General features: G+C 58.3%; 15 protein-coding genes and 1 tRNA gene. 6 read left to right on the top strand and 10 right to left on the bottom strand.

Annotation, left to right across the window (positions count from 1 at the left end):
- Window positions 1-78 precede the first annotated feature (78 nt).
- The 4 genes from msrP to OHL22_RS12745 form a co-directional block, all read right to left on the bottom strand.
- Window positions 79-1,065 (bottom strand): protein-methionine-sulfoxide reductase catalytic subunit MsrP, encoded by a 987-nt coding sequence (msrP, locus tag OHL22_RS12760; RefSeq protein WP_263337796.1) that lies wholly within the window; start codon window positions 1,063-1,065, stop codon window positions 79-81.
- A 176-nt stretch (window positions 1,066-1,241) separates the two neighbouring features.
- Complete coding sequence (locus OHL22_RS12755; RefSeq protein ID WP_263337794.1) at window positions 1,242-2,171, bottom strand: sigma-54-dependent transcriptional regulator; 930 nt, start codon at window positions 2,169-2,171, stop codon at window positions 1,242-1,244.
- Window positions 2,172-2,600: 429 nt separating this feature from the next.
- A complete protein-coding gene (locus OHL22_RS12750; protein WP_377819241.1) occupies window positions 2,601-3,359 on the bottom strand; it encodes an ABC transporter ATP-binding protein in 759 nt (252 codons plus the stop codon).
- Window positions 3,360-3,459: 100 nt separating this feature from the next.
- Window positions 3,460-4,833: an efflux RND transporter periplasmic adaptor subunit gene (locus tag OHL22_RS12745; RefSeq protein ID WP_263337793.1), complete on the bottom strand. Its 1,374-nt coding sequence runs from the start codon at window positions 4,831-4,833 to the stop codon at window positions 3,460-3,462.
- A gap of 245 nt (window positions 4,834-5,078) precedes the next feature.
- Between OHL22_RS12745 and OHL22_RS12740 the strand changes: the two genes are divergently transcribed.
- On the top strand, window positions 5,079-6,890 hold the full coding sequence (locus OHL22_RS12740; RefSeq protein WP_263337790.1) for a GWxTD domain-containing protein: 1,812 nt from the start codon (window positions 5,079-5,081) through the stop codon (window positions 6,888-6,890).
- A 116-nt stretch (window positions 6,891-7,006) separates the two neighbouring features.
- Window positions 7,007-8,752 (top strand): carboxypeptidase-like regulatory domain-containing protein, encoded by a 1,746-nt coding sequence (locus OHL22_RS12735; protein ID WP_263337786.1) that lies wholly within the window; start codon window positions 7,007-7,009, stop codon window positions 8,750-8,752.
- Window positions 8,753-8,765: 13 nt separating this feature from the next.
- Here OHL22_RS12735 and OHL22_RS12730 read toward each other — a convergent pair whose 3' ends face one another.
- On the bottom strand, window positions 8,766-10,289 hold the full coding sequence (locus tag OHL22_RS12730; RefSeq protein WP_263337784.1) for an ArnT family glycosyltransferase: 1,524 nt from the start codon (window positions 10,287-10,289) through the stop codon (window positions 8,766-8,768).
- Window positions 10,290-10,486: 197 nt separating this feature from the next.
- On the opposite strand from OHL22_RS12730, the gene OHL22_RS12725 reads away from it, so the two are divergent.
- A tRNA-Lys gene (locus OHL22_RS12725) sits at window positions 10,487-10,562 on the top strand.
- 55 nt (window positions 10,563-10,617) lie between these two features.
- On the opposite strand, the gene OHL22_RS12720 is transcribed toward OHL22_RS12725, so the two are convergent.
- The 4 genes from OHL22_RS12720 to OHL22_RS12705 form a co-directional block, all read right to left on the bottom strand.
- The gene (locus tag OHL22_RS12720) at window positions 10,618-11,307 is read right to left on the bottom strand and encodes a hypothetical protein (RefSeq protein ID WP_263337781.1); all 690 of its coding nucleotides are present in this window, start codon (window positions 11,305-11,307) and stop codon (window positions 10,618-10,620) included.
- Window positions 11,308-11,385: 78 nt separating this feature from the next.
- Window positions 11,386-12,735 (bottom strand): GntP family permease, encoded by a 1,350-nt coding sequence (locus OHL22_RS12715; protein ID WP_263337778.1) that lies wholly within the window; start codon window positions 12,733-12,735, stop codon window positions 11,386-11,388.
- A gap of 9 nt (window positions 12,736-12,744) precedes the next feature.
- Window positions 12,745-13,137, bottom strand: coding sequence for a RidA family protein (locus OHL22_RS12710; RefSeq protein ID WP_263337773.1), 393 nt, complete (start codon window positions 13,135-13,137; stop codon window positions 12,745-12,747).
- Between the two features lie 28 nt (window positions 13,138-13,165).
- Complete coding sequence (locus OHL22_RS12705) at window positions 13,166-14,620, bottom strand: N-acyl-D-amino-acid deacylase family protein (RefSeq protein ID WP_263337770.1); 1,455 nt, start codon at window positions 14,618-14,620, stop codon at window positions 13,166-13,168.
- A gap of 51 nt (window positions 14,621-14,671) precedes the next feature.
- On the opposite strand from OHL22_RS12705, the gene OHL22_RS12700 reads away from it, so the two are divergent.
- The 3 genes from OHL22_RS12700 to OHL22_RS12690 all read left to right on the top strand — a co-directional run bounded on the left by OHL22_RS12700 (window position 14,672) and on the right by OHL22_RS12690 (window position 19,216).
- Window positions 14,672-15,901 (top strand): amino acid deaminase, encoded by a 1,230-nt coding sequence (locus tag OHL22_RS12700; protein ID WP_263337768.1) that lies wholly within the window; start codon window positions 14,672-14,674, stop codon window positions 15,899-15,901.
- Window positions 15,902-16,160: 259 nt separating this feature from the next.
- Window positions 16,161-17,021 (top strand): acetamidase/formamidase family protein, encoded by an 861-nt coding sequence (locus OHL22_RS12695; protein WP_263337766.1) that lies wholly within the window; start codon window positions 16,161-16,163, stop codon window positions 17,019-17,021.
- Window positions 17,022-17,176: 155 nt separating this feature from the next.
- Window positions 17,177-19,216 carry a glutaminase family protein gene (locus OHL22_RS12690; RefSeq protein WP_377819477.1) on the top strand — a complete coding sequence of 680 codons (2,040 nt, stop codon included), beginning with the start codon at window positions 17,177-17,179 and terminating at the stop codon, window positions 19,214-19,216.
- 149 nt (window positions 19,217-19,365) lie between these two features.
- Here the strand turns inward: OHL22_RS12690 and OHL22_RS12685 are convergent, their stop codons facing one another.
- Entirely contained in the window at window positions 19,366-21,783 is a 2,418-nt protein-coding gene (locus tag OHL22_RS12685; RefSeq protein WP_263337761.1) for a c-type cytochrome, read from the bottom strand.
- Between the last annotated feature and the right edge of the window lie 253 nt (window positions 21,784-22,036).

Below are 22,036 nucleotides of genomic sequence, written 5' to 3'. Positions count from 1 at the left end.
AGAAACAAATTCCCTTCGGGAATGACAGAAAGAAAGACAAAGGCGACTGCAAAAAGGACGTGAAATTGCAACGCTGTCTCAATAGTATTTGCGCAGGTCCATGCCGTTGTACATGGAGGCTACGAAGTCGCCGTAGCCATTGAACAGGAGTGTGTTCCTGCGCTGGGCGTAGAAGGGTTTGCCGATGACGCGTTCGGTTTTCTGGCTCCAGCGTGGGTGGTCGACGTTGGGGTTGACGTTGGAGTAGAAGCCGTATTCGTTGGCGGCCATGTCGTTCCATGTGGTGGCGGGCTGCTTGTCCACGAACTTGATGCCGACGATGGACTTGGCGGACTTGAAGCCGTATTTCCAAGGAACGATGATGCGGACGGGTGCGCCGTCCTGGTTGGGGAGCACATCGTCATAAAGGCCGAGGGTAAGCAGGGTAAGCGGGTTCATGGCTTCATCCATGCGCAGACCCTCTTTGTAGGGCCACTGGATGGTGCTCTCGGGCCACCATTTTTCGATTTTGGCGTTGAAGTAGCTGGTGAACTCAACGTACTTGGCAGATGAGAGCGGCTCGACCTGTTTGATGAGCTCTGAGAACGAGTAGCCGACCCAGGGAATGACCATGCTCCAGGCCTCGACGCAGCGGAAGCGATAGGTGCGGTCTTCGAGAGGGCGGAGCTTGAGCAGGTCGTCGATGTCGAAGGTCTTGGGGGTTTTGACGAGGCCGGAGATTTTGATGGCCCAGGGGCGCGTTGGGAGGGCTCCGGCGTTTTGGGCCGGGTCGGATTTGTTTACGCCGAACTCGTAAAAGTTGTTGTAGTGGGTGATGTCCTGAAAGCTGGTGAGCTCTTCGCCGGTAGTGGTGAGAGGGCTTTTGACGGTCTGGAGTTTACCTGCAGCGTGAACCTTTGTGGGCGGCGCGATGAGGTTGCCGATTTCTCCGGCGACTAGTGCGGTGGCGCTGGTGGCGACTGCTCCGGCGAGGAAGCTGCGGCGGTTGAGCCACTTCTCTTTAGGAGTGATCTCGGAGCTTGGGATGTCGGAGCCGGTGAGCGGGCTGGGTTTACGAATCAGCATAGAAGCAACCTCAAAAAGCAGTGAACAGGGATCAGAAAGACAACAACCCGTGCCCGAACTGTCTCTACGTATTAGACAGCAGGCCGCCAAGATGAGTTACAGAAAGGCAGGCAACAAAGGGGATTAGATTGCGTATGACAGGAAGAGATGACTTGAGTGCAAGGCTGGTCTGCGCATTAAGGTTGCAGTGCATCACCGGCAAGGATGCGGTAGAGAGTGGAACGGCTTATGCCAAGCTGCCTGGCCGCGCGTAATTTATTGCCGTGGTTGAGGTCGAGGACGAACTGGATGTGCCGATGAATGGCTGCGTCCAGGGTGATAGGAACAAGGGGTTCTGCAATCACGGAAGGCGGCGGTGAGGCAGGGACAAGGCTGAGTGCCTCCGGAGGGATGACTGCAGAAGGGCAATCGAGGATGCAGGATTCGAGAACAGAGGCCAATTCGCGGATGTTGCCGGGCCAAGAGTGTTGGATGAGATGTTGCAGCGCGCCAGGGCCGAGGGTTGCGATGGGCTGCTGGTAACGGTGACAGATGCGCTCGAGGATGGCCTGGGCGAGCGGGCCGATGGCTTCGCGATGTTCGCGCAGGGGCGGCAACACGAAACGGACTGCAGCGAGGCGGAAGGCAAGATCGGGAAGGAAATGACCGTGGCTTGCCAGGTAGAGCAGCCGGGCGTGGGATGAGGTGAGAACGAGTAAGCGCGGATTGGGCTTCGCTTCACTCTGAAGGCTCTTGAGGAAGCCGAGCAGAAGATGCTGTCCGGTGGTGGAGAGCAGGTCGATGCGGTCGAGATACAGAGTTCCGCCGATGTCGGAGATGACGGCCTCGGTTGCGAGCCATTCCCGGGCATCGCGGCGCAAAAAAGGAGCGGTGGCAAACGGGCTTTTCTGACGGAGTGTTTGGGCGAAGAGATGTTTTCCGGTTCCTGGCTCACCTTCGAGGGATGCCAGATGGAGGCGCGGAGCTACCATCTCAGCCTGAAGGAGCAGACGCCGAAGCGCTGGGCTTGCGCAGATAAAGGACTCCGGATTGGAACTGTACGGTTCCGATGTGGGCCGAATTGCGGGAACGATGGCGTGCTGAGAGTTGGGAGAGCCGTTGAGCATAAGAACCGCATTGCCGGATTACATTCCGCTCCGGCGAAGATCTGGTGAAATTGCGATACTTGGGCTTTATCGGCCAATGTCTGTAAAGACTTGAGGCGTGGAGTGATGGGCGATACGAAGCAGGAATGCTTTGCTGGAGCGGGATGGAAGATTAATCTTCCGACTCCGTCTTTTTGAAATTGTTCTGGTCGATCAGGAAACGTTTTGCACGATGAGTATAGGGCGGGCTTTCAGCCCTTTGTTGCGCGGCGGTATCTGCTACCCAGCCCTTCGGGCTGGGCTGGGATGTTGTCGGGCCTTTGGCCCTTGACCTAGCTCTGCAGACGGCTGGTGTCTCATCTGAGGATGGCTGACGAGACAAGACATCCTTCCAGAAAAAAAGACGGCGTTCGGATTGGTTGTCTCCGTTACGCCATACCCAAGTTTGTGTTAGCGGAAGCGCTTAGAGGGCTCGTCGGAGGCGATTTCACCGTCGCGGATGTGGACGACGCGGTGGGCGTACTCGGCGATGTCGGGCTCGTGGGTGACGAGGACGATGGTGTTGCCCTTGGCCTGAAGCTCGTCGAAGAGGGCCATGATTTCGACGCCGGTTTTGGAGTCGAGATTGCCGGTTGGCTCGTCGGCGAGGATGATGGAGGGACTGTTGACCAGTGCGCGGGCGATGGCGACACGCTGGCGCTGACCGCCGGAAAGCTCGTTAGGCTTATGGTGCATGCGGGTTTCGAGGTTGACGTTGCGTAGAGCTTCCTTGGCGCGTTCGATGCGTTCTGCGGCCGGGGTGCCGTTATAGATGAGCGGCAATTCGACGTTGTGGAGGGCAGTGGCGCGAGCCAGCAGGTTGAAGGTCTGGAAGACGAAGCCGATTTCCTTGTTGCGGATACGGGCCAGTTCGTCGTCGTCGAGTTCGCTGACGAGCTGGTTGTTGAGCCAATACTTGCCCTTGCTGGGGGAATCGAGGCAGCCGATCAGGTTCATAAAGGTGGACTTACCCGAGCCGGAGGGACCCATGATGGCGACGTACTCGTTTTCCTTGATGCGAAGCGAGATGCCACGCAGAGCGCTGACCTGTTGCTCCGAGCCCATGTCATAGGTCTTCCACAGGTCTTCGACGACGATCATGTCGCGCTGTGGGGTTTCCTGGGCTTGTGCCGGGGCGATCTCGGTGCTGGTCATGGTGTTAGTTGCCATCCTTGAACTTCCTTTTGGATCCGTCGTGCTTTCTTCAGTGTATCGAGTGCTCCAATCCAGCACTGCGCTGGTTTTGCGGCCTGTCTAGCGTACTCAGCCATTAAGATGCCGGGTTGGCGGCGGCTGGCTTGTCTGTGTCGCGTTTCAAGAGAGCACCGCCTTTGAGCGCGCGCAGGGTTTTGTAGGGGCCGGTGACGACTTCGTCGCCCTGCTCAAGACCGGAGACGACTTCGATATCGGTGGCGCCGGTGATGCCGGTTTTCACGGGGACGAAGACGGCGCGCAGCTTACCACCCATATTGCGAACTACATAGACACCCTGAACGGGAGCCTGTTTGGGAGTTTCGGCTGAAGCGGCTGTGGAGAGGATCGGCTTGCCGTTGGAGTCAAGCTTTTCAGGCACGGCGTTGGTCAGGGATTGGATGGGTAGCGCCAGCACGTTGGCTTTATGCGCGGTGGTGATCTTGGCGGTGGTGGAGAGACCGGGACGGAGCTCCGAATCGGGCTGATCGAGCGTGACGACGACCTTAAAATCCTTAGCTTCTTCGGTGCCAGTGGTGCTCTGGGATGTGGCGACGCCGGTGGAGCGGAGGATGGCCTGGTCTCCGACGAGAGTGACATGGCCTTTGAAAACGCGACCCGGAAGGGCATCGACTGTGATGTCGGCTGGCTGGCCGAGCTGGACGTTGACAATGTCAGTTTCGTCGACTTTAACTTCGGCCGTGATGACGCTCATGTCGGCCAGAGTCATCAGCGTAGAGCCTTCCGCGTTCTGGATGCCTTCGACGACCGTCTCGCCTTGCCGGACGGGCATGTTGGTTACGATGCCGTCAAAGGGAGCAACGGCATAAGTCCGGTTGAGCATGTCCTCATTGACCCGCTGCGTGGCGACCTGGGTTTGCATGTGTCCGCGGGCTGATTCGGTTTGCGCCTTGGCCTGGTTGAGGCCCGCGACCGATTGGTTCACTGTGGCGACATCGGTGTCGTAGGCTGCTTTCTTGGCGTCATAGTCCTGTTTCGACATTACGCCGTCCTTGTAGAGGCCCTGGGCCCGGTCCCAATCAAGCTTCTTCTGCTCGAGGTCAGCCTGGGCGTGCTCGACGTTGGCTTGAGCGGTCTTTTCGGCGGCGAGGTAGGAGTTGATGTCAGTTTTGGCTGCGTCGATGGTAGCCTTCTGGGCGTCGACGGTTGCCTGCTGCTGGACATTCTCGATGGTGGCGACAACTTCACCCTTCTTCACATGGTCGCCTTCTTTTACGTAGAAGTGGGTAACGCGCCCCAGCATCATGGCGCCGAGGTTGACGTAGTTTTTGGGCTTGATCTGGCCAGTGCCGCTAACGACAGTAGACAGGTCTCCCTTGACGACCTTGCCGGTGAGGACCTTTGTGTACCCGGATTGCGCCTTCCAGACCATAAATCCGACGAGGGAGGCGACGACGACGAGCACAAGAATGCCGATGAGAACTTTTTTCATAGCTGGTTTGCTTGCGGAAGTCTCCGCAGACAGTGTACGCAACGATCGCGCCGGGAGTTCCCAGAAAGAGCCGGAATTGGCGTCAGACGCGAGGTTTAGAGATTGGCACGAGGCTGGTGGAGGATTTGTGAAGGAGAAAAAGGATGACTTTTTAGGGGAATCAAAGTCGAACAGACACCCCCATCCTTGCCGCGTCCCTTATCCGACCTTAGAATAGGGGAATTGCAGGAGCAGGACAAACGGTTATGCAGCAGACTGTACGCACGGTTTCCGGAAGCGCATGGCGCGGGCCGGTGATGTTGGCGTTGGGACTCGGATTGCTCGGTGTCGCCCCAATGAGCGCCTTGGCTTGGGCAGGGCAGGAGCAAGCGGCCCAGCAGACAACAGGCGGGACTGCCACTGTGACAAGTGGACAAGCGGGCTCGTCGGACGGTACACGGCAGGAACTGCCAAAGCCGGAGGGGGTTGATCCGCTCAAACGGCCCTTGTCGGATAAGCAGAAGATAACCCGTCAAAAGGAGCTACATCAGGAGCTTTCGGATACCTACAAAACCTGGTTGAACCAGGATGTGGCGTACATCATCTCCGATGAGGAGAGGAAAGCGTTCAAGAACCTGAGCAATGATGAAGAGCGCGATGCTTTCATCGAGAACTTCTGGCAGCGCCGGAATCCGAACCCGGATTCACCGGAAAACGAGTACCGCGACGAACACTACCGGCGTATTGAGTATGCCAACGAGCATTTTGCGGCTGGCAAACCAGGATGGAAGACCGATCGCGGGCATATTTATATTGCGTTTGGCAAGCCAGATTCGATCGAGTCTCATCCGGCAGGCGGCAGCTATGACCGGCCGATGGACGAGGGGGGCGGCGAGACTTCGACTTTTCCGTTCGAAACATGGCACTACCGGTACCTGGAAGGCATTGGCGACAACATCGATATCGAGTTTGTAGACACCTGCATGTGCGGGGACTACCACTTTACGATCGACCGTTCGGAGAAGGACGCGCTGCTGCACGTGCCGGGAGCCGGTGAGACGCTCTACGAACAGATGGGACAGGCAAAGAAGGCGGACCGGTTCAAAGGAGGCATCGAGAACCTGGGCAATGGGCCGATGAGCGCGGGAACCGAAGGCAAGGAGTTTGACCGCATCGAACTGGCGGCCAAGCTGTTTGCGCCTCCTCCGGTTAAGTTCAAGGATCTGGAGAGCTTTATCTCCGACCACAAGCTGATTACCGGGCCGATCTTTCCGTTTGATGTGCGCACAGATTTTGTTCGCGTGACAGAAGATGCGGTTCTGGTGCCGATTACATTACAGATCAAGAACAAGGACATAACGTTTAACACCAAGGATGGTGTTGCACACGGAGTGGTGAACATTCTGGGCAAGGTTTCGACGATTACGCACAAGGTTGTCCAGACATTTGAAGATACGGTGGAAGTAGACGAGCCAGCGGAATTGCTGCAGCAGGCTATGAATCAGCAGAAGGTGTATTGGAAGGCACTGCCATTGCGTCCGGGGGTGTACCGGCTTGATATCGGCATCAAGGATGTGAATAACCCGGACCATGTGGGTATTTATTCGCAGAGCATCAGTGTTCCCAAGTTTGACGACGAGAAATTGTCGACTTCGTCACTGATTCTGGCGGATTCCATGTATAAAGTGCCGAGCCAGACAATCGGCGCGGGGAACTTTATTTTGGGCAATATGTATGTGCGTCCACGGGTAAGCCCGAATGCGGCAACTCCTGTGACGTTTCATCGCGATCAAAAGCTGAATTTCTGGATGCAGGTGTATAACCTGGGCATCGACGACAAAACGAAGAGCAATGCGGCGACGGTGACTTACGAAATCCAAGATGCAGCGTCAGATAAGGTGCTGCTGGAGACGCATGAGGACTCCAAGGACGTAAGCGCGCACAGCGATCAGTTGACAATGGATCGAACTGTACCGCTCGCGGGGCTGCAGCCAGGGAAATATAAGGTGGTTATTCGGGTAAACGACTCGATTTCGAAACAAGAGATTGCGCAGTCGGCCCCGTTTGTCGTGGAATAGAGATATCCCCCATGTAACGGCACAGCCGGGCAAAGGATCCGGCTGGCTGGATTGGTTTTTCGTTTCAGGAGAATTTCCGTATCGGAAGATGCCGAGGCGCAATTCAGCCGACAACTGTGAAGCGTAGCTCAAAACAAACCGCAGTCTCGCAACTCGTTGCAGCTTTGGCCGTGTTGGCCACGGCGGGGGTATTCAGCCTGAATGAGGCGGCATTTGCGGCCGGCGCACCAAGCAATGCGACGGTCTCAGGAGTCGTGCGGGATGTGAGCGGTGTTCCGCAGGTGGGTATTGAGGTCGATCTGCTAAGGGCAGATGCGACGGTGGTAGCGAGAGTCTTCACCAATGCGCGCGGCGCGTACAGCATTTCCTCTATTTTCCCCGGACACTATGCACTGAAGGCGGCAGGCGGAGATTTCATTCCGACGCTGAAGGAAAATCTGCGTTTGCGGGCGAAGACGGTTGTGGACCTCACGCTCAGCAATATCTACGATCTGATGCAGGTGGCTCCGCGATTGCAGCGAGCCCGCGCGAATGGACAGGACGACTGGGCGTGGACGCTGCGGTCGGCGCAGAATCGGCCGCTGCTTCGCTGGCAGGAGGACGGATCGCCAATTCTGGTATGGGACGGTTCCGTTGAGACCCGTCCGGGGGCGAACCGGAAGCAAAAGCTGAAAATAAGTGGGGCGGCTGGTAACCGGCAATTTGGCATGGGCGGCGAGGCGGTATCGGTTGCTGCACTGCGGGATGGCTCGGCTCAGCGGCGGACAGCGATGAGCGCAGAGATGGCTCCGGATGCTTCCGGTGTGATTGACGCCATGATGGGATTCCGGCAGGAGATGTCGAGTTCCGGTATCGGATCGCGCTCGATGCAGAGCCTGGTGGCTGTGATGGCCGATCCGGAGGTGATTGCCGGCGGCCAGGATGGGCTGCAGGCGGCTTCGCTGCGAACCTGGGAGTCGCTGGATCTTGGCGGGTTGCAGGCGGAAGCTGGATCGAGCCAAGTAATTGCGCGCGCTGGAGACGGATCGGAGATATTGGCTGCGCTGCCATTCGCCACGATCACGATGCAGCATGGGCAGGGCGCTCTGGCTTATCGTGTGGCGACGGCGAGAAGTGCCGATCCGACAGCCGGCGAGGAGATGCCGCAGGCGTGGTTGCCGATCCTTTCTGAGCGGAACGGGCAACTGGTGCTGGAACACGGCATGCACCAGGAGTTGGGATGGTCGACGACAACGGGACCGGCGGAGATGCAGGTGGTGATCTACGGAGACCATATCGACAATCCAATGATTGAGGGCTCGGGAAGGTTAAGCGCGGAGGCGGTTGCGGGACCCTGGCTGCTGGTGGATGGAGCCAGTGGCTTGATTCGGACTGCAGGACCCAACTATTCGTCGGCGGGAATGCTGGCTTCGGTGGAAGGGCAGCTGCCGGGACACAATCGCATCAAATTGAGCTACGCCAGTGGCGATGCTCTTGTGATGCAGGCGAGCGGGCACCCGGCGGATGTTGCGACGATTCTGCAGGGAGTGCATTCCCGGCGTGCGCAGATGTATTCCCTGGTGCTTTCTGGTACGACAGAAGGCACAGGAACGCACTGGCGAGCCAGCTATCGGTGGCAGCCCGAGTCGACGGTGACTGAGGTAGCGCCTTATGCGGTGGATGCCGCGGAGCCTTATTTGAATGTCTATATCCGGCAGCCGATCCGGATTCGCCACGAAGGGCCTGGCGGTGTTGAGGCGCTGATCGACCTGCGAAATCTGCTGGCGGAGGGCTATCAGCCTTTTCTGACGAGCGACGGGTCGCATCTCTATTTTGCACAGGCGCAGCGCAGCATCAGCGGCGGCCTGGCTTTTAACTTCTGATTCTTTCCCCGGCTCATCCGAAGCCGAGAGCAATCTTCCACAATTCAGGCCAGGGCAGGCGGGGTGGTCCGCAGAGGTAGATTTCTGCGTGGTCGTTGGACTCTTCGTTGTTCTGACCGGGTGGATAAGGGACATGCGCCGCGAGACGGCAGCCGGTGAATTGCGCTTCCCGGTCGTCGTCGCCTACGCCGAGAACGATGTTGGTGGTGGGTTGACTGGAGGGGTAAGAGCGGAGCCAGAAGGAGTTGGTGCCGGCGATCGGTGGCGGAAGGTGGTATTGAGGGCCGAGAATTTCTACGGCTCCTGCTTCGCCGTAGTTACCGAGGACGAGCCCCAAGTGGGCCTGCTGGTCAGGGGACAGAGAGTCGCGGACCTGCGCGATGGAGTGGAGCATGATGTCCCAGCCGGTTTCTTCGCGGAGGTCACCGTTGCGAGCCAGGGCGAAGCTGCGCAGCGGACCGGAATCGGCAAGCGGAACGAGGATGGCGCAGGCGTAGGCTCCGATGGCGGCGATGCTGGCGAACGCCAGTGTGGCTAGAGAGCGTCGAAGGATCGCGTGGCGGGGTGCAAGCCAGCGCTCCCAGGCGGCTGCTCCGGCAGCGAGAAGCATGGGGTAGAGCGGGGCGGTGTAGTATCCGCGGCCTTTGGCGATGGCGAAGAGGGCAAGCGTCAGGACGAAGAGCCACGCGATGGGCCGGTATGTACGGCTGCGGAAGGTACTGAAGAGGCCGACGAGCGCTATGGGAACCGCGGCGAGGTTGAAGCAGATGATGAGTTGATCGTGAAAGAAGCCACCCGTGCGGCCGATGCGGACGTCGCGGGCATGGATGTGCTGGAGGAAGCGATAGGAGATGAAGTTGTGCTGGAGTTGCCAGATGGCGTTGGGAAGCACGATGAGGAGGGTAAGGGCGACGCCGGCCCAGAACCAGCGATTGAAGAACCAGCGGCGGGCTGAGGTGAGCAGCATGGCTCCGATGAGACCGGCGATATAGAAGAGGATGGAATATTTGGTTTCGAGGCCGAAGCCGAGCGATGCGCCGATCAGCAGCCACCAGCGCGGGTTTTCGTCGCGGAGAAGGCGGATAAGAGCCCAGGATGCGAGTACCCACCAGAGATAGTCGAAGGATGAGTATTGGAATTCGGTGCCTTCGAAGAGCGGGAGCGGTGAAAGCGCGACTGCAAAAGCGGTGAGGGCTTGCGCGGTGGTTCGTCCGCCAAGATCGCGGGCCATGGCTCCAGCGATGACGATGGCTGTGGCTTGCGCCAGGACGGAAAAGAGGCGTAGGCCGGGCAGCCAGAGGCCGAAGATGGCCATGGAGAGGCGTTCGATGGCAGAGGTGAAGGGTGGATAGGCAACGAAGCCCCAGTCGAGGTGACGAGCGTCGGCGAGGAACTGGAATTCGTCGCGATGCAGACCATAGCGAGTGTTGGTAATGATGTGCAGGAGCGCGATGGCGACTGCGATGGCCAGAGTGATGCGGCTGCCGAGGACGTCCGAGTTATTTGGGGCAGCGGCGACTTGGGCAGGAGGCGGCATGAGGGGCTCCGGCTTGGATTCTAATGAGGCAGAGGAAAGTACGTGCGGTGCACATCGAAGGTTCCTTACTTGGGTGCGCCGTGTTTTTGCGGTCTTCGAATGGCGGATTCGGTATTCAAGAAATGCACAGAGGGAATTTCGATCCCGAGGGCTAAAGCGTTGTTCCAAAACCAACACACTGCTATACTCTTCTACGGGGACCTGTAGCTCAACTGGCAGAGCATTCGACTCTTAATCGACAGGTTGTGGGTTCGATTCCCACCGGGTCCACCATCTCTTCCTTCGGCATTTCTGCCGTAATTTTCTAATTGAAAATCTGAATTCTCAACTAAGGCGCAAACGGATAGCTGCCTGAATTTGTGGGAATGTTCTCGACGAGCATGTCGTCAACCAGTGGAACGACGCACTGTGGTGTTCCGGGGATCGGCATCATGCGCAGATGGGTCATTACATCTCCAGAGTTGCTTATCGCGGTTTTACCGTCGGGCCTGTTGCCGCCTGCAGGGGTTAGCATGGCTTGCCAGTTACCTTTGCCGCGGACCACCACGACAAACCCGCCGGCAGGTATGGCCAAGCGGCAGATCGCTGTCATATGGTTCCACTCCGGAAGTACGAAGTTCCCGGAACGCATGAATTCGAGAAACATTTTGCGCGGGTCGGCGGTGCTGGCCGCGGCGGTCCACATGGAATCGACAACTGATCGTTCTACCCAGCAGGCACCGAGAGTTCCAGCGGTGTAGCGGCTTTTGCTGGGATTGATAGGGTCCTGGTATTTTCCCGATCTGCCGTCATGGACTCGGTAGAGCTGGACGGGACCGCGCCATTCCTCGACAAAAACGGGATCAAGAAGGGCGTGACTTGCCGCCAGATAGGCGGAAATGCCGGTTGCGACAGTGGCAGGCGACTCAGGCGATGATCCGGGCTTACGAAACTGATTGCGGCGATAGAAGAGATTGGAATAGTGAGGGCGGGAGAGTATCTCTTCAAGCTCGCGCTTGATCCTGTGGGGATCGGGCATGGAACGCATTCCTCTCTGTCTTGTCTTGCCGCGAGGGTGGTTTCCAATGTAGCAGAAGAAGATAAAAAGGCTTTGTAATCAGATGGCGAAAGACAGGGCCATGGTCAGCAGGAGGGCGACGACGGAGATGATGGTTTCGCAGATGGACCAGGTTTTGATGGTGTCGGTGACGCTCATGTGGAAGTACTCTTTGACGAGCCAGAAGCCGCCGTCATTGACGTGCGAGAAGACGAGCGAGCCTGCGCCGGTGGCGATGGCGAGCAGTTCCGGGTGGACGCCTGCGGTATGAAATGCGATGGGCGCGACGATGGCGGCGGCGGTGGTCATGGCGACTGTTGCCGATCCGGTGGCGAGACGCATGAGGGCGGCTAGGAGCCAGGCCAGTAACAGAAGCGAGATGTGGCTGTGCAGGGCGAGAGCGATGATGACACCGGAGACACCGCTGTCCTGAAGGATGCGGCCGAAGCCGCCACCTGCGCCGACGAGGAGGGTGATGGTAGCTGTCGGAGCGAGGCTTTCGTTGCTGAATTTGAGGATGGTATCGCGATTAAAGCCGCGCATGGAGCCGAGGGTGACGAAGCTGAATAGGGCTCCGATGAGCAGGGCCATGTCGTCGTTGCCGAGCAGGCGGATGGCGGAGTTGAGGCCGGAGCCGGGGGCAGAGATGGAATCTGCCCAACTGCCGACGAGCATGAGCAAGACGGGGAGCAGGATGGTGGTGACGGTGAGGCCAAAACTCGGGAGGACGCGCTCTTTCTGGTGGCTGGCGAACTGCTCGGCCATGGGGTTTTCGTCGGCGAGCTTGATGTGAGGGGCGATGAGTTTCGCCCACAGCGGGCCGGCGACGATTGCGGTGGGGATGCCGACGAGCAGGGCGTAGAGGATGGTGCGGCCTACGTCGGCTTTGTAGGTGGTGACGGCCAGCAGTGCGGCGGGGTGCGGCGGGACGAGGCCGTGGACTACGGAGAGTCCGGCGACCATGGGCAGGCCGACGAGGATGAAGTTGGTGTTAGTGCGGCGAGCTACGGTGAAGGCGATGGGTATGAGGAGGACGAAACCGACTTCAAAAAAAGCGGGTAGGCCGACGATGAGTCCGATGAGCATCATGGCCCAGGGGATATTCTTTTCGCCGAAGATGCGGATGAGGGTAAAGGCGATCTGATCGGCGCCTCCGGACTCGGCCATCATTTTGCCGAGCATGGTGCCGAGGGCGACGACGATAGCGATGTGGCCAAGGGTGCCACCTACTCCGGCTTCAAAGGAGTGGATGATCTTGTCCGCCGGCATACCGGCAGCGGCTGCGAGTGCGAGGGCGGCGATGAACAGCGACAAAACAGGGTTGAGCTTGAAGACGGCGACGAGCAGGATCAGGCCTATGACTGAGACCAGGGCGGCGATGAGCAGAAAGAGGCTGTGTGGATCCAGCATGAAGTTGGACTAGTCCTTGGGAGATTTATAGGCTACGCACTCGATCTCTACTTTGCAGTCGACGACCATGCTGGAGACGACGCAGGCGCGGGCTGGTGGATGTTCGCCGAAATATTCGCGGAAGACGGCGTTGAAGGCAGAGAAGTCGCGCGGGTCGTCAAGCCAGACGCCGCAGCGGATGACGTGCTCTGTGCCGTAGCCTGCTTCTTTGAGAATCGCGAGCAAGTTGCGAATGGCCTGGTGCGACTGGGTGGTGATGTTGCCGGGGATAACTTCTCCGTTGAGCATGGGAACCTGGCCGGAGACGTAGAGCCAGCCGTCGGCTTCGACGGCGCGGGCGAAGGGAAGATGCTGGCCGCCGGTGCCTTTGCCGCCTTCGACGCCGTAACGCTTGATGCTCATGATTGCTCCTTGATATGAGGGATGAAATTTATTGGACCCAGGTGATCTTGCCGCGGGGGACGAAGCGTCCGCCGCGATTGCTGGTGATGCCTTGCGCAGTATATGCGAGCGAGCCATTGACCCAGACGGCGGAGATGCCGGATGAGGGTTGAATGGGGTCTTCGAAGGTTGCTTTGTCGAGGATGGTGTTTGGGTCGAAGAGGACGAGGTCGGCGTGTGAGCCTTCGCGAATGAGGCCGCGATTGGTGATGCCGAAGCGCTGCGCGGGAAGACTGGTCATCTTGCGGATGGCTTCGGGCAGGGTGAAGAGCTTTTCTTCGCGGCTGTAACGGCCTAGAACCCTGGGGAAGGTACCCCAGAGGCGCGGATGCGGACGCGGGTCGTTTGGCAGGCCATCGGAGCCGATCATGGTGGCGGGATGGCTTAGGATGCGACGCATGTCTTCTTCGGAGATGCTGTGATAGATGGCTCCGGCGGGGCGAAGCTGACGCGCGGCTTCGATTTGGCTGAGATTCCAGATAGTGGCGATTTCAGCGAGAGTTTTACCAGACATTTCCGGGTGAGGATCGCTCCAGGTGATGGTGATGCGGACGCGCTCGTCGACCTGGCGGAGGTCGAGCGTGCTGGAGCCGGCGGCGTAGGGGTAGCAGTCGCAGCCTGCCGGTTGTGATGACTGCGCGGCTTCAAGCGCGGAAAGAACTTCGGAGCTGCGGCCCCAGTTGGCGATGCCGGCGCACTTGAGATGCGAGACGATGACGGGTGCATGGTTGGCGTGGCCGATCGTGAAGGCTTCACTCATCGCTTCCAGGATGGGCTCTGTTTCCGAGCGCAGATGAGTGGTATAGACGGCGTTGGCTGCGGCGAGCGGTTCGGCGAGAGCGAGGACTTCTTCGGTGGTTGCGGAGTTGGCAGAGAGATAGGCGAGGCCGGTGCTTAGGCCGAGTGCTCCGTGATTGAGAGCGTCCTGCAATTGAGTGCGCATTGCGGCGACTTCGCCGGATGTGGCGGGGCGGTCGAGGCGGTCCATGTGGTTGTTGCGCAGGGCGGTGTGGCCGACGAGCGCGGCGACGTTGATGGATGGATGCGAGGTGTTCACGGTATCGATGTATGCAGAGAAGGTAGCGTAGCGGAAGTCGCCGGATTCGCCGAGAAGATTCATTGGATCGGGCAAGGAGCCGTGGAGATGGACGGGCGAAGCGCTTATGCCGCAGTTGCCGACGATGACAGTGGTGACGCCCTGGGAAAGCTTGGGCAGCATGGCGGGGTCTCGCAGGATGGCGATGTCGTCGTGGGTATGGGTGTCGATGAAGCCGGGGGCGAGGGTTAGGCCGTCGGCATCGACGGTGGAGCTGGATTGGTAATCGAGGCGTGGATGGATGGCGAGGATCAGGCCGTCTTTGATTGCCACGTCAGCCAGCTCTACGGGTGAGCCGCTGCCGTCGAGGATGTGTGCGTTGCGAATGAGTGTGTCGCAAGTCAGCATAGATACTCCCACAGGATAAAGGCCGGGGGCAGGATATAGGCTAGAGGCACTATGGATGGATTTGAAAAGGGCCTGGGTATTGGCGAGCGCGGGGCAGATGGGAAGTGGCCTGCGTGGAGTTTGCTGGATGAGGAATTGAGCCTGCCGACGGCGGTGCTCTATGCGGAGAAGATGGAGCATAACTTGCGGTGGATGCAGCGATTCATCGACGCGTATGGTGTGAAGCTGGCTCCGCATGGGAAGACTACGATGGCTCCGAAGCTTTTCCAAATGCAACTAGAGCATGGAGCATGGGGTATTACGCTGGCGACGGCGCAGCAGACTCTGGCGGCTTACGAGCTTGGCGTGCGGCGCGTGCTGATGGCCAATCAGCTTGTGGGCCGGGTGAATATGGAGATCGTGGCGCGTCTGCTCGAGCGCGGCGATTTTACGTATTACTGCCTTGTGGATTCGGCGGAGCAGGTGGAGTTGCTTGGGGCGTTCTTTGGCGAGCGTGGGCTGCGGATCAACGTTCTGCTCGAGATTGGTGTCGACGGTGGACGCTGCGGTGTGCGTGACGACGCGCAGATTGCAAGCGTGTTGGAAGCTTTGCAGCGATCGCAGGGCACGGTGATGCTCTGCGGGGTGGAGCTGTTCGAGGGAGTACTGAAGGTTGAAATTGATGTCTGGGCGCTGCTCGAGCGAGCTGTTGCTATTTTGCGACGGCTGCTGGAGGAGCGGAGGTTTACGGGATCACCGGTGCTGCTGACCGCTGCTGGTTCGGCCTGGTACGACGTGGTGGCGGAGATCTTTACCGCGGCAGAACTGGGGAATGCGGTCGAGATCGTATTGCGGCCGGGATGTTATGTAACGTATGACGTCGGGGCGTATCGCGAGGCGCAAACGAGGATACTGGCGAATAACCCAGTAGCGCAGGAGATGCATGGGGGGTTGGTGCCGGCGCTGCAATTGTGGGCCCATGTGCTGTCGAGGCCGGAACCGGAGACGGCGATCATCGGAATGGGAAAGAGGGATGCTTCGTTTGATTCGGGACTGCCGACTCCGGTGCTGCGGTACAGGCCGGGAATGGAGGCTCCGACTGCTGTGCCTGAGGGATGGGTGCTGACACGGATGATGGATCAGCATGCGTTTCTGTGGGTGAGCGCCGAGGATGATGTGCGCGCAGGCGATATGATTGGCTTCGATATCTCGCATCCATGCCTTACGTTTGATAAGTGGCGCGCGCTGCCGGTGGTGAATGAGCAGTATTGCGTTGTGGATGTTGTGGAGACCTATTTCTGATGGAGAGCCTGCGTCTGGCCTTCGGTGTTCAGACGTTGCAGCGCGCTTCTGCATTTGTGATGGATTGATTCTGTAGTTGATCTTTACTCCTGTTGTGGAGGCGTGTATGAGATCTTTGTCTGCTGTATTGCTTACGTTGCCGCTAATGGTCGGTGCGCAAACGCCTACGGCTACGCTGAATGCGACTCCTTCGACGGTGGCTTGGGGCTATTACTGATCAAAGGCCAAGCCTGCGCTTACGGTGCATTCAGGAGATACGGTGCGCATACAGACGCTTTCGACGTGCGGGTCGAATGATCGGCTGGAGAAAGAAGGCGTGGCGGCTGCGGATATTCCGACGTATAACGAGCCCATTTTTCAAGAGGTGAAGGATAAAGGGCCGGGCGGGCATATTTTGACGGGACCGGTTGCGATTGCGGAGGCGGAGCCGGGCGACGTGCTGGAGGTGCAGATATTGAAGATCGATATCGATGCGCCGTTTGCGTGTAATGGGTTTGGGCCGGGACGAGGATTTCTGCCGAATGATTATCCGTATGGAAAGACGAAGATTATTCCGCTGGATCGCGAACGGATGATGGCGAAGTTTGCGCCGGGGATTGAGATACCGCTGCATCCGTTCTTTGGCAGTATGGGGGTTGCTCCGCCGGAAGGTGCGGGACGGATCGACAGTGCGCCGCCGTGGATGCATGCGGGGAATATGGACAACAAGGAGCTTGTGGCGGGGACGACGCTTTATATCCCGGTGCATGCGCCGGGTGCTTTGTTTGAGGTAGGGGATGGGCATGCGGGGCAAGGGAATGGCGAGGTCGATATCACGGCGATGGAGACGTTTCTGACGGGAACGTTTCGCTTTGTGGTGCACAAGGACCAGCATCTGCTGTGGCCGCGCGCGGAGACTCCGAAGTATTACATCAGCATGGGATTTTCGCCGGACCTGAAAGAGGCGACAACGCTGGCGGTACGGGACATGATTAATTTTCTGGTGGAAGAGAAGCATTTGAGCCGGGATGAGGCTTACATGCTCACGAGCGTGGCTGTGGACGTGGATATTACGCAGCTCGTGGATGGGAACGTGGGAGTGCATGCGATGTGTCCGAAGAATATTTTTGTGAAGCAATAAGAAGTGGCAGGTTCTCGCAGCGGGGCTCAAATTGAGTGTGTAAAGTGGATAGTGCTTAGAGTCGGGGACAAACCGCGCTCGAAAAGGTAACGTTTCCATTCAGGGATTTCTGGAGGTTGCAAGTGAAAGTAGCCGTAGCTTTTCTAACCGGTTGTATGGCGGCTGGGCTGTGCGTGAGCACAGCAATGGGGCAGGAGCGTGCACCGGCAACGCCGCTGATTGCGCATGATCCGTATTTCAGCGTGTGGTCGTTCTCGAATGATCTGACTGGATCGAACACGGTGCATTGGACAGGGCACGAGCAGCCGATTGCCGGAATTGCGCAGATCGATGGCAAGGCGTATCGGTTCATGGGGCGCGATCCGGATAATGTTCCGGCGATGCAGCAGGTGGAAAGCAAGATTACGGCTACGCACACGCGCTATGTATTCAAGCAGAGTGGAGTGGAGCTGGATCTGACGTTCTTTACGCCCGCGATGATGGATGATTTGGATGTACTGTCGCGGCCGGTGACATATGTGACGTGGAGCGCTAAGTCGATCGACGGGGCGGGGCACCAGGTGTCAGTGCTGATCGATGTCGATCCGGTGATTGCGGTGAATGATCGCGGAGAGAAGGTGGTTACAACGCGTAACCAGACTTCATCGCTGAATGTGTTGTCGGTTGGATCGAGAGATCAGGAGATTCTGAACCGGTCTGGCGATAATCTGCGCATTGACTGGGGCTATTTTCATCTGGCTGTGCCGAAGGATGAGCAGGCCATGACGGCTGTTGCGGCGCATACCGTCGATGACTTTGTGAAGGATCGTACGCTGCCGGCGAACGATTCGATTGGATTGCCGGAGGCAGCGCGGGATGATGTGGCGCATCTGGCTGTTGCGACGGATCTGGGTTCGGTGAATGCGACTCCGGTAGAGCGCCATGTATTGGTTTCGTATGCGGATGGGTTCTCGATTCAGTATCTGGAGCGGAATCTGCGGCCTTACTGGCAGCGCAATCACAAGACTGTCGCGGCGATGCTGGACGAGGCTGCTGCGCAGTATGGAGAACTGGAGCAGAAGGGCGCGAAGTTCGACAGCGAGTTTGAAGCGGACATGACGAAGGCCGGTGGCGAGCACTATGCGTGGATTGCGACGCTGGCGTACCGGCAGGCGATTGCAGCGCATAAGCTGGCGGCGGATGTGTCGGGCGAGCCGATGTTGTTTCCGAAGGAGAACTTCTCGAATGGATGTATCTCTACAGTGGATGTGATCTATCCATCAGCGCCGATCTTTTTGTTCTTCCAGCCGAAGCTGGTAGAAGCGCTGCTGTTACCGGTGCTCGAATATTCATCTCTGGCGCGATGGAAGTTTCCGTTTGCGCCGCATGATCTGGGGCAATATCCGCTCGCCAATGGACAGGTGTATGGCGGCGGCGAGAGGACGGAAGACGATCAGATGCCGGTGGAAGAGAGCGGCAACATGATCATCCTGGTGGATGCGCTGGCGCGGGCGCAGGGCAATGCGCACCTGGCTGAGAAGTACTGGCCGCAGCTAACGAAGTGGGCTGACTTTCTTAAGGCGAAAGGGCTTGATCCGGAGAATCAGTTGACGACAGATGACTTTGCAGGGCATGTGGCGCATAACGCGAATCTGTCGGTAAAGGCGATTGATGCGCTGGCTGCGTATGCGGATCTGGCCAAGATGCTGAAGCATGAAGATGTTGCGAAGGAGTATCGCGCGACGGCGGAGAGCATGGCGCAGAAGTGGGTTGGCATGGCGCAGGAGGGCGATCACTACAAGCTGGCGTTCAACAGTCCGGGAACGTGGAGCCAGAAATACAACCTGGTTTGGGATGAGGTGCTGGATTATCACCTGTTCCCGAATAAGGTGCGCGATACAGAGATTGCCTATTACCTGACGAAGCTGAACCAATATGGATTGCCGCTGGATAGCCGCAAGGATTACACGAAGCTGGACTGGACGATCTGGACGGCTACGATGGCGTCTTCGCCGGATCAGTTCAAGCAGATCATCGATCCTGTGTACAAGTGGACGAATGAGACGACGACACGTGTGCCGTTGACGGATTGGTATGACACGAAGAACGGGAAGCAGATCGGGTTCCAGGCGCGCAGTGTTGTTGGCGGTGTGTTCATCAAGGCGCTGGCGGATAAGGAGCTGACGGCGAAGTGGAGGGAGAAGGCTGGGCACTAACGGCAAGCTCGCCTCAGGGCCTGAAGGCCGATTCCTTGAAGTGAGCGGAAGTGCCGGGGATGAATCCCGGCCTACCAGTTCAACCAAACCTTTGAGAAGTAACGACGGCCACCCTTTGCAGGGATGGCCGTCGTGTTTTTGAGGGTTTTTTATTTGGTGTCTGGAAGGGCGAAGGCTATGTATTCGCCGCCTGAGGGGACTTTAGGATCCCGGCCACCACCCGCTGCGATGACTACGTATTGCTTGCCGTCGATTTCATAAGTGGCTGGGGTTGCAGTGGCGGAGTAGGGGAGTGTGGTTTCCCATAGGAGATGGCCGGTACGGCTGTCGAATGCGCGGAATTTGCGATCGTAGCAAGTGGCTCCGATGAAGAGAAGGTTGCTCGCGGTGATGATGGGGCCACCGTAATTTTCTGAACCGGTGCTGGTCATGCCCTTGGCGGCCAGATCGGGATAGGCTAGACCTGGGTATTCGCCGAGAGGAATCTGCCAAAGGTATTTGCCGGTATTGAGATCGATGGCGCTGAGTGTGCCCCAGGGCGGGGCAATGGCTGGGTAGCCGTCCTGATCGAGAAATTTGCGATAACCGGTGAAGCGGTAGCGAAGGGGATTCTCTTCTGCGTTGGTTGCTGTAGCCGGTTCGGATGAAATGCCGAGATATTGGAGGAGAGCTTTGAGCTCTTCTCCGTCGAGGGTTGGGAATGCCGGCATGGGCGGCTTGCCATGATGAATGAGAGCTGCGACCTCGGCACTGGTTTTGCGTGCGCCAACGCCTCTGAGAGATGGGAAGGATGGAGCGATCCCTTGCATATCGCTGCCGTGGCATACGGCGCAGTGTGCAGCGTAGCTTTTTGCACCGACAGCATTGGTTTGCGGGGATTGATTCGTTGAGGCGCTCATTTCCTGCTTACTGCTCTGGTTTGCGTCTCCAGATTTCAGGTAGTCGAGAAGTGTGACGATGTGAGCGTCATCGATCATGGGGAAGGATGGCATGCGGCCTTTGCCCTGATGGATGGTGTTGATGATGTCGTTGTCGGAGAGGCGCTTGTTTACGTCGATGAGCGATGGGAATGCAGGTGGCGAGCCTTGACGTCGGTCGCCATGGCAGACGCTGCAGAGAGTGTCGTATGTGTGTTTGCCGGGACCGCCTTCGTCTGTGTTTTCAATGAGGCCACCTGTCCATGCCATTTCATTGGCGTTGACGTAGAGGATGCCACGTTTCACATCGACGGCTGGTCCACCCCATTCGGCACCTCCATCGAAGCCGGGAAAAACGACGGTCTGCTGACCGACGGCGAGAGGAATGAACTGGCCATTGCTGCGGAAGGTACGGAACTGATCGAGGGCGTATTTGTGCGCTTCCGGCGTGCGGTTGGTGAGCATGTCTTCAGTGAGGCGCTGGCGGGCGTATGGCGCAGGCAGAGTAGGTTTGGGCTGGGTGGGTGAGGCGACTTCGCCAGGGACGGTGCTGGGGGGATAGGGAAGTTCTTCGATCGGGAAGAGCGGCTGGCCTGTGACGCGGTTGAAGAGGTAGAGGTAGCCCTGTTTTGTGGTTTGAGCGATGGTGTCTACTTGCTTGCCGTCGTGGTTGATGGTGACGAGAGCAGGGCGAGATGGGAAGTCGCGATCCCACATGTCATGGTGCACGTCCTGGAAGTGCCAGAGGCGTTTGCCGGTGGAGGCGTCGAGTGCGAGGAGGGTGTTGGCGAAGAGATCGTTGCCGACGCGGTCTGCGCCGTAAAAGTCGTCGACGGCAGAGCCGGTGGGGACATAGAGGATGCCGCGCTCGGGATCGAGCGACATGCCGGCCCAGTTGTTGGCCGCGCCTGCGGTAAGCCAGGCATCTTTGGGCCAGGTTTCATAGCCGTATTCGCCGGGATGCGGAATAGTGTGGAAGGCCCAGCGTAGTGCTCCGGTATGGACGTCGAAGGCGCGGACATCACCCGGCGGCGCAGGATGGGTTTCGGGGTTGCGTCCGCCGACGATGATGAGGTCTTTGTAGATGATGCCGGGCGAGGTGAGGACGATGGATTGCTTTGTGTAGTCGCCGCGGAGGTTTTTGCGGAGGTCGATGCGGCCGTTTTCGCCGAAGGATGCGATTGGATTGCCGGTGGCTGGATCGAGGCAGTAGAGGAAGTTCATGACGCCGACGAAGAGACGGCTTTCTGTGCCCTGTGACCACCAGGTGAGGCCGCGGCCGGGCTGCGTGCCTTTGACACCTGAGTCAAATTGCCAAAGCTGTTTACCAGTGACTGCGTCGAGGGCAAAGATCTTTTGCGACGGAGTGATGCCATAGAGGACGCGGCCGATGATGAGCGGGGTGGTCTGCAAACCGCCGGTCTCGTGTGTGTCAAAGGTCCATGCAACTTTGAGTTTGGTGACGTTGCGCTGATTGATTTGTGTGAGCGGAGAGTAGTGGTCGCCTTCGAGTTGTCCGCCGTAGACGGGCCAGTCGGAAGGGGAATGTGATTGAACGGCGTGGACTGCAGGTAATGGTGCAAAGCCATCGGCTGTGAACAGCAAGGCTGGAAGAAGAACAAGCAAAGGACGCACGCAGTTGAGATTCATCTGACAGGCGCGACCTCTTCTGGATTTGAATGCAATGCGAAAGCTGGAAATTGCATGCATCCCTTATACGCTCCTTGGGTGGCCCTTACGCGTCTCTTATGGCCCCAATGGTGAGATCGGAAGAGTGCAATTCGGTGGCGGTGCAAGCTCCTGCTTCAGCTGCTGGAAGATGTCCGGTAAAAACTTTGCGGGAGCTGATTTTGTACCGTCTCGTTGCGGAGGAAGCAGGCGTAGTGCGATTGTCTCGCGAATC

The organism is Acidicapsa dinghuensis, from assembly GCF_025685685.1.
Classification (GTDB): Bacteria; Acidobacteriota; Terriglobia; order Terriglobales; family Acidobacteriaceae; genus Acidicapsa; species Acidicapsa dinghuensis.
This window is presented reverse-complemented; position numbering and strand designations above follow the sequence as displayed.